Source organism: Microbacterium jejuense (genome assembly GCF_039544225.1).
Lineage (GTDB): Bacteria > Actinomycetota > Actinomycetes > Actinomycetales > Microbacteriaceae > Microbacterium > Microbacterium jejuense.
This window is the reverse complement of the sequence record NZ_BAABLG010000008.1, coordinates 119,289-132,247: the sequence shown is the minus strand read 5'-3', so window position 1 is coordinate 132,247 and position 12,959 is coordinate 119,289. Positions and strand designations below refer to the sequence as shown.

At 71.9% G+C, this 12,959-nt stretch carries 10 protein-coding genes; 7 read left to right on the top strand and 3 right to left on the bottom strand.

Translation table 11 applies throughout. The features are described 5' to 3' along the window. Positions 1-7 precede the first annotated feature (7 nt). Genes ABEA46_RS13295 through ABEA46_RS13275 form a run of 5 tightly spaced genes read left to right on the top strand, consistent with a single transcriptional unit; the run spans position 8 to position 6,175 of the window. A complete protein-coding gene (locus ABEA46_RS13295; protein ID WP_345545033.1) occupies positions 8-1,582 on the top strand; it encodes an AAA family ATPase in 1,575 nt (524 codons plus the stop codon). Beyond that, complete coding sequence (locus ABEA46_RS13290; RefSeq protein ID WP_345545032.1) at positions 1,579-2,232, top strand: potassium transporter Kef; 654 nt, start codon at positions 1,579-1,581, stop codon at positions 2,230-2,232. Before ABEA46_RS13295 ends, ABEA46_RS13290 begins: the two co-directional genes overlap by 4 nt. Then, positions 2,229-4,223, top strand: coding sequence for a VWA domain-containing protein (locus tag ABEA46_RS13285; RefSeq protein ID WP_345545031.1), 1,995 nt, complete (start codon positions 2,229-2,231; stop codon positions 4,221-4,223). The genes ABEA46_RS13290 and ABEA46_RS13285 overlap by 4 nt, the downstream gene beginning before the upstream one ends. Beyond that, on the top strand, positions 4,216-4,824 hold the full coding sequence (locus ABEA46_RS13280) for a phosphohydrolase (protein WP_345545030.1): 609 nt from the start codon (positions 4,216-4,218) through the stop codon (positions 4,822-4,824). The genes ABEA46_RS13285 and ABEA46_RS13280 overlap by 8 nt, the downstream gene beginning before the upstream one ends. After that, on the top strand, positions 4,817-6,175 hold the full coding sequence (locus tag ABEA46_RS13275; protein ID WP_345545029.1) for an AMP-binding protein: 1,359 nt from the start codon (positions 4,817-4,819) through the stop codon (positions 6,173-6,175). The genes ABEA46_RS13280 and ABEA46_RS13275 overlap by 8 nt, the downstream gene beginning before the upstream one ends. A gap of 106 nt (positions 6,176-6,281) precedes the next feature. Here the strand turns inward: ABEA46_RS13275 and ABEA46_RS13270 are convergent, their stop codons facing one another. After that, complete coding sequence (locus ABEA46_RS13270) at positions 6,282-7,877, bottom strand: isocitrate lyase (protein ID WP_345545028.1); 1,596 nt, start codon at positions 7,875-7,877, stop codon at positions 6,282-6,284. A 25-nt stretch (positions 7,878-7,902) separates the two neighbouring features. Next, entirely contained in the window at positions 7,903-9,543 is a 1,641-nt protein-coding gene (gene aceB, locus ABEA46_RS13265; RefSeq protein ID WP_425563198.1) for a malate synthase A, read from the bottom strand. Positions 9,544-9,774: 231 nt separating this feature from the next. Between aceB and ABEA46_RS13260 the strand changes: the two genes are divergently transcribed. Continuing rightward, the gene (locus tag ABEA46_RS13260; RefSeq protein WP_345545027.1) at positions 9,775-11,253 is read left to right on the top strand and encodes a helix-turn-helix domain-containing protein; all 1,479 of its coding nucleotides are present in this window, start codon (positions 9,775-9,777) and stop codon (positions 11,251-11,253) included. A gap of 124 nt (positions 11,254-11,377) precedes the next feature. On the opposite strand, the gene ABEA46_RS13255 is transcribed toward ABEA46_RS13260, so the two are convergent. Then, positions 11,378-12,586, bottom strand: coding sequence for an MFS transporter (locus ABEA46_RS13255; RefSeq protein WP_345545026.1), 1,209 nt, complete (start codon positions 12,584-12,586; stop codon positions 11,378-11,380). A 24-nt stretch (positions 12,587-12,610) separates the two neighbouring features. Here ABEA46_RS13255 and ABEA46_RS13250 point away from each other — a divergent pair, with 24 nt between their 5' ends. Then, positions 12,611-12,958: an ArsR/SmtB family transcription factor gene (locus tag ABEA46_RS13250; protein WP_345545025.1), complete on the top strand. Its 348-nt coding sequence runs from the start codon at positions 12,611-12,613 to the stop codon at positions 12,956-12,958. Position 12,959 lies beyond the last annotated feature (1 nt).

Below are 12,959 nucleotides of genomic sequence, written 5' to 3'. Positions count from 1 at the left end.
TGGCGCGATGGCGGATCGCTGGCACAAGGTCTCGGAGTCACCCACCACGCTGACGGCCTCGGACGGCATCGAACCGCTCACCGCCGATGACCTGTTCCGCGTCGAGGCGCCGGGCGACGCGCACGTCCCGCTCGATGAGAAGCTGCGCCGCACGTACTACTGGATCGTCAACCGCGCCGTCATCTCGCCGTACTACGACATCGAGTTCTCGAACGGGGCGCCGCTGAGCTTTCCGCTCGGCGACGCCGGCGCCGTGCTGACGCTGCCGAGCGATGCCTCGTTCTCGTCGAACGTGCTGCTGCCGCTGCTGTCGTTCGCGGTCGGCGGCAAGTGCCTGCTGGTCGGCGGTCCCGGTCGCGGCAAGACGACAGTCGCCGTGATCATGGGCGTGCTGTCGGGCTCGTCGGCCGAAGAGGTGCGTCGCGGCGTGCAGCAGGGGCAGCCCCAGCTGACGATCAGCGACCTCGTGGGCATCCCGCTGCCGCGCGACCTCATCAACGCGTCGAGCCTGACCGACATCGGCATCGCGTGGCGTGGCTGGCTGACGCGCCCGGTGAAGATCGTCGACGAGTACAACCGCATCCCCACCAAGACGCAGTCCGCCCTGCTGACGATGGTGGCCGAGGGCTACGTCGAGAGCCACGACCAGATGCACCCCACCAACCCCGATCGGGGCGTCGAGAGCTGGTTCTTCACGGCCAACGACGACGCCGGGGGCGGCACGTTCCCGGTGATCCAGGCGCTGCGCGACCGCATGGACGTCACGGTGCAGGCGGCGAGCTTCAACAGCCGGTTCCTCGACGAGCTGGTCACCCGCGTCGAGGCCGGCGAGAAGCCCGAGGAGCACGTGCCCGGCGAACTGGTGTTCGCGCCCGGTGAGCACCGCCGCATGCGCGACGAGATCCGCGCGGTGCCCCTGCCGCCGAAGGTGCGCCGACGGCTGGAGTTCTTCCTCAGCCACTTCGAGTTCGTGCAGGGCGGCGGCCGCCGCTTCGAGTACCGCACGAAGGACACCGTGACGACGGCGGGCGGCCGCGTCGCCGAGGTGATCGACGGCAACTCCGGCGCCGACCTCACTGCCGACCTCGGTGCGCAGACCCTCAACGGGCTGTCGGTGCGGGCGCTGCAGACCCTGATCGTCTACGCGAAGGCCGTGGCGTGGTTCCGCGGCCGCCCCGCCGTGGGCATCGATGACGTGGCGGCCGTGCTGCCCTTCGTGCTGCGCGGCAAGCTGCTGCCGAACACCACGCATCCCCGGTTCGACATCGGCGCCGAGCACGAGCTCGCGACCGACGTCGTCAGCTGGCTCGGCGACCTGTTCGCCGAGTCGTGCCGGCAGTACGAGGCCCTCGGCCGCGATCAGGGCGACCCGGTGCGCGAGCTGCTCTCGCAGCTGGACCAGGGCCTGGACGGCGTGTCGGCGGTCGAGGCATCCCGCCGGCTCACCGAGATCGAGGCGCGCGTGCGCGCGATCTCGGCCGCCGGCAAGCTCTACGGCCGCGACTTCGACGACCTGACGACGCTCAAGTACCTGCATCAGCGCTACACGGCCTACCTGCGCTGGGCGGAGCACGGGGCATGATCCGCCGGCCCGGGCATCTCGCCGATCGTGACGTGCCGGCCTCGGGCGCTCCCGACCAGGTGCCGGGCCTGGATCTCGCGCTCGCCGCACGCAACGTGCGGGCTGCCGGCGGCAGCGCGGGGCGGTTCGGCGCGTCGCTCGCGGCTGCACAGCGGAGGGATGCCGCACCCGAGCACACGGTGGCGCTCGCGGGCATCGCGGCCTGGCGTGCGGGCGCGCTGGCCTTCCGCGACGACGCCCTCGCGCGGCTCGAGGTGCTGCGCGCGGACGCGGCGGGGCGACGCGCGGTCGCGGCCGCGCTGTTCCTCGCCGAGGACGCCCTCGACGAGTTCGCGCAGCGCCAGCGGACCGACCGGTTCTGGTGGCCGGGGCGCGGTGCGGCGCGCGGGTACGTCTGCGCGGTCGGCGGGTTCCGCGGACTCGGCGGCGCGTGGACCGCCCCGCCCGACGCGGGCCGGGCGCTCGGCGACGACGGCGTCTTCGCGATCCGCTCCGGCGCCGACTGGTGGCGGCTGGACGCCGACGTGTGGGGGTCCCGGCTCGCCGTGCTCGACGGGCAGCCGCGGGCGGCGGCACCCGATCCCCGCGCGTCGATCGTGTGCCTCGAGGACTCGTACCTGGCGTGGGTCCACGTGAAGGACGCCGCGTGAGATGGCCGTGGCCGGCGCCGACGCATGCGGCGTCCGCGCATCCGGCACCCGAGCACGCCGTGCTGGACGGGCCGGCACGCGCGGCGTGGGAGCGCGCGCAGGAGCTGTGGGGTGTGCAGATGGGCGATGCGCAGCTGCTGCCCGGCGCCGGTGCCGAGCACGGCGCGGCGGCCTGGTTCACGTTCCCGCCGGCGATCGTCGTCGATCCGGCGATGCTCCGTCAGCTCGGCGCCGACGGCGAGCTCGAGAGCGTGTTCGCGCATGAGCTCGGACACCACGCCCTCGCCCCCAGCACCCGCATCGACCAACTCAAGATCCGGCACCAGCTCGCACGGGCGCTCGTCGCTGCGGGCGCGAAGACCCTCCGTGAGGACGACGTCTCACTGCTGGCGAACCTGTGGACGGACCTGCTGGTCAACACCCGCGTCGCCCTGCTCCAGCGCCGGCGGGATGCCGCGCATCGCACCGGAGCCGTCGGCGCACCGGGGATCGTCCGCACGTCGCGGATCATGTACCGCGGCGGCCACGAGACGACGCGTGCGCTGTGGTGGGTGTACCTGCGCGCCTACGAGCTGCTGTGGAACCTGCCGGCCGGCGAGCTGTGCGCGCTGAACCCGCCGCCCCTGCCCGCTCCCGCGCCCGTCGCGGCGGACCCCGCCGAGCGTCCGCTCGATCGCGTGCCGGAGCGCTTCCGCGAGAAGGAGCAGGCCCTGCGCGAGGCGCGCTCGGCGGCGGCGCGCGTCGCGGCCGAGCTGGAGGCGGCCGTCACCGCGCACCCTGCCCTCGACGCCGACGACGTCGCGCGCATCGTGCGCACGTTCGCGAGCGATGCGGTCTCGGGCGCGCTGCGTTTCGGCATCGTGATGGGGCCGTACATCGTCGCCGAGGAGCGGGCGCGCGAGCGCGAGGCCACCGGCTCCGGCGGCTCCGCTCCCGGAGGGCGAGGCGGGCCTGGAGCCGGAGGCCCCGGCGGCGCGTGCGCGGCCGATGCGACGCCGGCCAGCTCCGACGAACTCGGCCGTGTCTTCGCAGACCCCAGGCTGCACGGCAACGTTCCGCTCCGTGTGCGCGCGAGCGATCCCGGCAGGGCCGGCGCCGGCATCGCCGACCCGACCGCGCCGGGTGCGCAAGGAGCCGGCCAGGGCTTCGGCGTCGCCCAGACCCTTGCGCTGTACGAGGGGTCCGATGCCGCCGCGGTGCTCGCAGCCTGGTACCGCGCCGAGGCGGCGCGATGGGTGCGCCCCTTCACCCAGCGCGGCCCGGCGCGTCCCGCCGCGGAGCTTCCCGGACCGCTGGAGACCTGGGAGGCGGGGGACGACCTCGCCGACCTCGACTGGCCCGCCACCCTGCAGGCGGCGCCGGTCGTCGTGCCCGGCGTCACGACGCGGCGGCGGTCGTACCTCGACGACGATCAGGCGCCGACCGAGACCGGTATCGAGCTCGACCTGTACATCGACTCGTCCGGCTCGATGCCTCACCCGTCGCGGGGCTCGGCCGCCGTGCTCGCCGGCACGATCCTCGCCCTGTCGGTGCTGCGCGGCGGTGGACGCGTGCGCGTCACGAGCTTCTCGGGGCCGGGGGAGGCGGCGGGCTCCGGCGGCTTCACCCGTGACCACGTCCGCATCGTGGGCGACCTCGCACTCTACTTCGGCGGCGGGACGTCCTTCCCGCTCGATCTGCTCGCGCGGCGCTACGATCCGCTCCCCGCACTGCCGGGCGCCGCCGCCGCCACGGACGCCGGCATCCGTCGTCATCTCGTCGTGCTGTCGGACGACGGTCTCGCCTCGATGTTCGGCGTGGGCAACGAGCCGTTCGCCGACGTCGCCGCCCGGGTGCGGACCAAGCTCACGACCGGGTCGCTGGTCGTGCTCGACTCGGCGCGACGGGTCGAGGCGCTCGCCGCCGCCGCCGGGTACGGGATGCTCTACGTCACGAAGATGGACGACGCGCCCGCGGCGTGCGCGCGACTCGCGGAGGTGCTGCATGGCTGAGGCGGAGAAGATCCTCGCGGCGTGGGCGGCCGCCGCACCCGCCGTGGACGCGCAGTGGGAGGACGCGCAGCCCGGTCCGTCGCTCGCCGCCGTCGCGGCGCGGCTGTCGAGCGTGCCGAGGCCCTTCCTCGACGAGGACGTGTCGATCGCGGCGCTGGCCGGCGACATCCTCGGCCGCCCGGTGACCGCCGCGGCACACGCCGACGACGAGCGCGTGCGGCAGGGCGCGGCCATCGCCCTGTGGCTCATCGCGAGCGAGGACGTGGTCGAGCCGTTCGACCCGCCGCTGACGCCCGCCGGCTGTGCGCTCGCCGTCGACGCACTGGCCCTGCGGCTCGCACCGGTCGCCGCCCCGCTGGAGTGGCTGTCGGACGACGAGCGCCGCGAAGAGGCCGCGCGCACGTTCCTGCTGTGGTGCGCTCTGCTGCCCGCCGGCGAGGACGCCAGCACCGCGCGGTCCCTCCTCGACGCCCGCGACTCCCTGCGCCGCAACGCCGCCCTCGCCGAGGCGTACGCCGAGCACGCCCACCGGGCCGAGATCGCGCGCCGGCTCGCCGAAGCCCGCGCCCGCGAAGCCGCCGCGAGGTATTCGAGTGAGTGATCACGCCGACGACCCGCTCGCGCTCGCCGAGTACGTACCGGGCGATGCCGCGGTGCTGACCGACGCCGAGCGCTGGCCGACGATGGACGCCGACGGCGCGGCTCGTCTGCAGCGGTGGCGGCGGCATCCCTCCGCCCCCCGCTGGGTCCACGAGACGGGCGACCGGCTCACCGCCGCCGCCGTCGAACGCGTGCGCGTGCCGCTGCCGACAGAGGACTGGCTGCCGGAGCACCTCGACACCGCTCGCCGGCTGCTGCACTACCGCCGTATGCCGGGCCTCGACGGGCTGCCGGACTTCCCGCCGATCACCCGCGCGGACCTCGTCGACGACCTCGCGGCGTTCGTGCCGCTCGATGCCGACCTCGACCGGATGCTGCACGGCTCCAGCTCGGGGTCCACCGGCGCGGCGCTGGTCATCCCCGACGACGTCGAAGAGGTCGCCCGCGGATTCCACCTGCTCGTCGCGCTCGCCCGCGGGGCCGGCGTCGACTGGCGCCCCGACGGCGAGCGGCTCGCGCTGGTGAACCTCGTGCACCAGCGCCAGGCGTTCACCTATGTGTCGCTCGTGAGCTCGTTCGCCCGGCGCGCGATGGCTCGGCTCAATCTGGACGGGAGCGCGTGGGCGACGGCATCCGATCGCTCCGACTTCTTGCGGGATGCCGCGCCGCAGGCCGTCGCCGGCAACCCGACCAGCCTCGCCGAGCTGCTCGAGCCGGATCTGCGTGCGGTCCTGCGGCCGCTCGTGCTGTTCTCGGGGGCGATGGCGCTGTCGGCGCCGCTGCGCGCCGACCTGGAGGACGCGTTCGCATGCCCGGTGTTCGACGTGTACGGACTGCACGAGACACGGCCTATCGCGGTCCGCACCGACGACGGGCCGTTCCGCGTGCTCGACCGGCGCGTGCTTGTCGAGACGCTCGGCGCCGACGGGCGTCCGGTCGCCGACGGCGAGGTGGGCGAGCTCACCGTGACGGCGGGCGAGAACCCGCTGCTGCCCCTCGTGCGCTACCGCACCGGCGACTACGGGCGGCTCGTGGCGCTGCCAGACGGCGGGATCGGCATCGCCGACCTGGAGGGGCGCGAGCACACGGTGTTCGTGCGCGGCGACGGCTCCCGCGTGCCGTGCGTGGACCTCACGCAGCAGCTCCAGACCTACGGGGCGCGCGGCTGGAGCGTCGAGCAGGACGCCGCGGGAGCGGTGCGCGCGCGCATCGCGGGTGGAGACGCGGATGCCGTGCGCCTGGCGCTCGCGGCGCTGCTGGATCAGCCCCTCGACGTCGAGCGCGTGGAGCGGGTCTCCGATCTCGGCGAGGGCAAGCCGCGCCGGTACCGCAGCGCCGTCGGCGGCAGGTGACGCGGTCCGCCGACAGGGGCCGTCGACACGGTCCCCGAGACGAAGGGATGCCGCCACCCGGCCGGGTGACGGCATCCCTTCGTCCCGCACTCGTGGTGCCGCGGGCTCAGCCGAACTGGTTCATCGTGTTGTGCTGCCCGCCGGCCTTGAGGGCGGCGTCGCCGGCGAAGTACTCCTTGTGGTTGTCGCCGATGTCGCTGCCGGCCATGTTCTGGTGCTTGACCGTGGCGATGCCCTCGCGGATCTCGCGACGCTGCACCCCCTTGACGTACGCCAGCATCCCCTCGTCGCCGAAGTAGCCCTTGGCGAGGTCATCGGTCGACAGCGCCGCGGTGTGGTAGGTCGGCAGCGTGATGAGGTGGTGGAAGATGCCCGCGCGCGCCGAGCCGTCGCGCTGGAACGTGCGGATCTTCTCGTCGGCCAGCTGCGCCAGCTCGGTGCCGTCGTAGGCGACGCTCATCAGGTCGGCCCGGTCGTATGCCGACACGTCCGCGCCCTGCTCGGCGAGCAGGTCGTACGCCTGCTGGCGGAAGTTGAGCGTCCAGTTGAACGACGGGCTGTTGTTGTAGACGAGCTTGGCGTGGGGGATCTCGGCGCGGATGGCATCCACCATTCCGGCGATCTGCTCGACGTGCGGCTTCTCGGTCTCGATCCACAGCAGATCGGCGCCGTTGCGCAGCGACGTGATGCAGTCGAGCACGCAGCGCTCCTCACCGGTGCCCGAACGGAACTGGTACAGGTTGCTCGCCAGGCGCTTCGGGCGCAGCAGTCTGCCGTCGCGCTTGATGACGACATCGCCGTTGCCCAGCTCGTCCTGCGAGATCTCGTCGACGTCGAGGAACGCGTTGTACTGGTCGCCGAGGTCGCCGGGCTCGTGGGTGACGGCCAGCTTCTGCGTGAGTCCGGCGCCGAGCGAGTCGGTGCGGGCGACGATCACGCCGTTGTCGATGCCGAGCTCCAGGAAGGCGTAGCGGACGGCGTTGAGCTTCGCGATGAAGTCCTCGTGCGGAACGGTGACCTTGCCGTCCTGGTGGCCGCACTGCTTCTCGTCCGACACCTGGTTCTCGATCTGGATGGCGCAGGCGCCGGCCTCGATCATCTTCTTGGCGAGGAGGTACGTGGCTTCGGGGTTGCCGAAGCCCGCGTCGATGTCGGCGATGATCGGCACCACGTGGGTCTCGTGGTTGTCGATCTGCGACCGGATGAAGTCGACCGCGGTGTCGTCGCCTGCCGAGCGGGCGTCGTCGAGCTGCGTGAAGAGCAGGTCGAGCTCGCGGGCGTCGGCCTGGCGCAGGAACGTGTACAGCTCCTCGATCAGTGCCGGCACCGCCGTCTTCTCGTGCATCGACTGGTCGGGCAGCGGGCCGAACTCCGAGCGGAGCGCGGCGACCATCCACCCCGACAGGTAGAGGTAGCGCTTGTTCGTGGACTTCAGGTGCTTCTTGATCGAGATGAGCTTCTGCTGGCCGATGAAGCCGTGCCAGACGCCGAGCGACTGGGTGTACACCGACGAGTCGGCGTCGTACTCGGCCATGTCGCGGCGCATGATGTCGGCGGTGTACTGCGCGATCGAAAGGCCCGTGCGGAACCGGTTCTGCGCCCGCATGCGGGCGACCGGCTCGGGGTCGATGGCGTCCCAGCCCGAGCCGTTCTGCTCCTTGAGCGCGCGGATGGCGTCGATGTCGTCGTGGTAGGAGGTCATGTCTCTTCCTTCTTCGGGGAGTCGGTCACTCGGAGTCGGCCAGGTAGCGGGTGTAGGCCGGGAGGGTCAGGAACGCCGGGAACTCCTGGCCCAGCGCGACTTCGCGGAAGATCTCGGCCGCGTCGTCGAACCGGTCCTCGTCGGTGCGGTCGACCTCGCCGAGCACCTGGCCGATCAGACCCTCGACGTAGTCGCGGGTGATCGGGGTGCCGTCGTCGGTCGTGCGGTCCTGGTGGATCCACTGCCACACCTGACTGCGGCTGATCTCGGCGGTCGCGGCATCCTCCATGAGGTTGTCGATCGCGACGGCTCCCAGGCCTCGCAGCCACGCTTCGAGGTAGCGGATCGCCACCGACACGTTCGCGTGGACGCCGGCCGCCGTGATCGGTCGCCCGATGTGCACGTCGATCAGGTCGGCCGCGGTCACGTGCACCTCGGGGCGCTGACGCTCGAGCTGGTTGGGACGATCGCCCAGCACCGCGTCGAACTCCGCACGCGCAGTGGGGATCAGGTCGGGGTGGGCCACCCACGTGCCGTCGAAGCCGTCGCCGGCCTCGCGCTTCTTGTCGGCGGCGACCTTCTCGAACGCCCGCGCCGTCACCTCGGGGTCGCGGCGGTTCGGGATGAACGCGCTCATGCCGCCGATCGCGAAGGCACCCCGCTTGTGGCACGTCTGCACGAGCAGCTCGGTGTAGGCCCGCATGAACGGGACCGTCATCGTCACCTCGCTGCGGTCCGGCAGCACGAAGCGGGCGCCGCGGCCGCGGTAGTTCTTGATGATCGAGAAGATGTAGTCCCATCGGCCGGCGTTCAGGCCCGCGACGTGGTCGCGCAGCTCGAAGAGGATCTCCTCCATCTCGAACGCCGCGGGCAGCGTCTCGATCAGCACGGTCGCGCGGATCGTGCCGTGCGGGATGCCGACGTACTGCTCGCTGAACGTGAAGACGTCGTCCCACAGCTTCGCCTCTTCGCTGGACTCGAGCTTGGCGAGGTAGAAGTAGGGGCCGCGGCCGTTCGTGATGAGCTGCTGCGCGTTGTGGAAGAAGTACAGCCCGAAGTCCACGAGCGACCCCGACGCGGCCAGCGTGCGGCCGGTGCGGTCGGTGAAGCGCAGGTGCTGCTCGGGCAGGTGCCAGCCGCGCGGGCGCATCACGATCGTGGGCGTCTCGGCGGCGGTGACCTCGTAGCGCTTGCCCTCCGGGCTCGTGTACTCCAGCTCCCCGCGGATCGCGTCCCGCAGCGACAGCTGACCCTCGATGACGTTCTTCCAGGTGGGGCTGGTGGCGTCCTCCTGGTCGGCGAGCCACACCTTCGCGCCCGAGTTCAGCGCGTTGATCGTCATCTTGGGGTCGGTCGGGCCGGTGATCTCGACGCGGCGGTCCTCCAGGCCGGGGCCGGCGCCGGCGACCTGCCAGCTCGCATCGTCGCGGATGTGACGCGTGTCGTCGCGGAACTGCGGGTCGTGGCCGTTGCCGATCTCGAACCGGCGACGCATGCGGTCGGCGAGACGGTCGTGACGGCGGGCGCCGAAGCGCTGGTGCAGCTCGGTGAGGAAGACGATGGCCTCGGGAGTGAGGATCTCGTCGTAGCGCGGACCGAGTCGGCCGGCGATCTCGAGCATCGGCTGGTGGGTCTGGGTGGGGATCGGTCCCGTGCGGATGCGCATCGGGGTGGCGGTTGCAGGTGTCATGTCCCTGCCTTCCTGTGAGCGATTGCTTCTGAGAGGGGAGAGGGATGCCACCTCCCGGCGTGTGTGCCGGGTCGGGGCGTCCCCTGATCCGCGTTCTGGATCGATCGGAGGTGCGTGTGTCCACTATCCGGTGAAGTTCGGGGTCGAAACCGACCAAATCAGGTGTGAAGTTTCGGGAGATTTCTGTTTTCGTGACAGAATCGAGCGATGACGACGCTCACGAGCACCGATCGCCGCGCAGAAGAACCCGACGATGGAGAGGTGGACCCGCTCACCATCGGCCGCCGCATCCGGCAGCTGCGCACCGACCGCGGCATGACGCTCGAAGAGCTCGCCGCGGCCGTCGACCGCGCGCCGAGTCAGCTGTCGATGATCGAGAACGGCCGCCGCGAGCCGAAGCTCACGCTCCTGCAGGCGATCGCCCGCGCCCTGGGCTCCTCGATCGAGGCGATCCTGGAGTCCGAGCCCCTCGACGAGCGCGCCACGCTGGAGATCTCGCTGGAGCGCGCGATGCGCGGGCAGACGTTCCAGGCGCTCGGCATCCCGCCGTTCCGCATCGGCAAGACCGTCCCCACCGAGGCGCTGAAGGCGATGATCGCGCTGCAGGGCGAGATCGAACGGTTGCGCGACGAGCGCGCGGCCACGCCGGAAGAGGCCCGGCGGGCGAACGTGGCGCTGCGCAGGCTCATGCGCACGCAGAACAACTACTTCCCCGAGCTCGAGGAGCAGGCGCGTCGCATCCTCGATGCGGTGGACCACCCCGGCGGTCCGCTCACCCAGCGCACGGCATCCGACATCGCCGCCCATCTCGGGTTCACGCTGCACTATGTCCCCGACCTGCCGCAGACGACGCGGTCGGTGGCGGACATCAAGAACGGGCGGCTGTACCTGTCGAGCCGGCTTACCGAGAAGGGCGACCCCCGCACGGCCGTGCTGCAGGCGCTGTCGAGCCGCATCCTCGGGCATCGCGAGCCGACGTCGTACGCCGAGTTCCTGCGCCAGCGGGTCGAGACGAACTACCTCACGGGTGCGCTGCTCATCCCCGAGGCGCACGCGGTGCCGTTCCTGCAGGACGCCAAGAACGACCGCGCCATCTCTATCGAGGACCTGCGCGACGCGTACTCGGTGTCGTACGAGACCGCGGCGCACCGGTTCACCAACCTCGCGACAGTCCATCTCGGCCTGCCCGTGCACTTCTTGAAGGTGCACGAGTCGGGCGTCATCACGAAGGTGTACGAGAACGACGACGTGAACTTCCCGACCGACCGCCTGGGCTCGATCGAGGGGCAGATGTGCTGCCGCAAGTGGACCTCGCGCGTCGTGTTCGACGTCGACGACCACTTCAACCCGTACTACCAGTACACCGACACGGGCAACGGCACGTACTGGTGCACGGCCCGCGTCGAGCTGTCGCGCGAGGGCGCGCACTCGGTGTCGGTCGGCGTGCGCTTCGACGACACCAAGTGGTTCCTCGGCCGCGACACGCAGAACCGCGGCGTGTCGAAGCACTCCGTCGAGGTCTGCTGCCGGCGCGCTCCCGCCGACCTGGAATCCTCGTGGCGCGATCAGTCCTGGCCCAACGTCCGCACGCCGCGGACGCTTCTGGCGACCCTGCCGACCGGGGCGTTCCCCGGTGTCGACACGACCGATCTTTACGAGTTCCTGGAGTCGCACGCCCCGCGCTGACTCGAGATCCTCACCCCCTCTCGCGGCTCCGAATATCGGAGTTTCGTCGGTTTTCCGGATGCCCGCGGCCGCAGCGTCCGGAGAACACGCGATTCTCCGAATTCCGGGGCCGCGCGGCGGCGCGTCAGGCCGCCGAGCGGGTCACGTCGGGGAGCGCGGGTCGCACAGCGCGGCGACGGTAGGCGGCGAGGAACAGGGCGATCGCGGCGACCGTCGCGAGCGCGCCCGCGACGGGGATCAGGACGGCGCCGCCGACGGCGTCCGCGGCGTTGCCCAGCGGCGGCGCGATCGCGATGCCGAGGTACATCGCCGTCGAGAACCACGACATCGTGAATCCAGCCGACTCGGGGGCGAGCGCCACGAGGCGGTGCTGGATCGGGATGGTGATGGCGAAGGCGGCCGCGCCCCACACCGCGAACGCGATGAGAAGCCCGATGTACGAGCCTTCGAGCAGGGCGATCGCAATGAGGCACACGAACTGCACCGCCAGCGCCGCGATCGCGGCCGCGCGGCTGCCCAGCCGGTCGGTGAGCCCGCCGGCGATCGCGTTGCCGACCACGCCCGCCGCGCCGTACACGAGCAGGAGGGTCGCCAGCTGCGTGCCCGATCCGCCGGTCGCCGGCGCCGAGACGGCGGCGCTGAAGATGTACACGATGTTGAAGGCGGCGACCGTGAGCACCACGGCGCCGAGGGTGAGCACGACCCGGGTGTCGGCGAGCGGTGCGAAGCGGTCGCGCAGGGTCCCCGATCCGCCGCGGGAGGGCAGGCGGAATGCCGTGAGCAGCGGCAGTGCCCAGACCAGGCCGGCCACCGCGAGGATGCCGAGGGGAACCCGCCAGCCGACCGCGCTGCCCAGCACGGTGCCCAGCGGCGCGCCCAGTGCGGTCGCGAGGGTGAAGCCCGCGCCGACGATCGCGAGCGCGCGGCCGCGGCGTTCGGAGGGTCCGAGTTGTGCGCCCACCGCCGTGGCGGTGGGGACGAGGGCGGCGCCGCCGAGCGCCGCGACGATGCGGCCGACGGTGAACCACTCGATGCCGGTGGCCAGGGCGGTGATGGCGGCGCCGGCGGCGAAGAGCAGTGCGCCGCTCGCCATCAGCACCCGCTGCGGGGCGCGGGGCAGCAGCACGGCGATGGCGGGCGCGGCGAGCGCCACGACGAGCGCGTAGGCGGTGACGGTGTAGCTCACCGCGCTCTGACCGGCGTGCAGCGCACCGGCGATGCGGGGGAGGAGGCCTGCGATGACGAAGGCGTTGGTGCCCACCAGGAAGGTCGCGCCGGCGAGCACGATGAGCCTGCCGAGGGTTCCGCGGTACGATTGTTCGATCGTTGTCATACGGTCACGGTAAATCATTGTTCGATGACCGTCAAACAATTTCTGGAGGACACCGTGCCCGCCGACGCCGTCGACCCGTACCCGGCGCCCGACATCGCCGACGTCGACCTCGTCGGGGTGCTGCGCGCGGTCGCGGACCCCGCGCGCCTGGCGATCGTGCGCGTGCTGGCCGACGGCGAGCCGCACTCGAAGGGCTATGACGTGTGGGGCCTCGACATCCAGAAGTCGACCCTCTCGCACCACTTCAAGACCCTGCGCGAAGCAGGCCTCACGCGGACGATCGTGAGCGGTCGCACGCACGCCATCCAGCTGCGCCGCGCCGAGCTCGACGAGCGGTTCCCCGGCCTCATCGAGGCGCTCGTCCGCGAGTGAG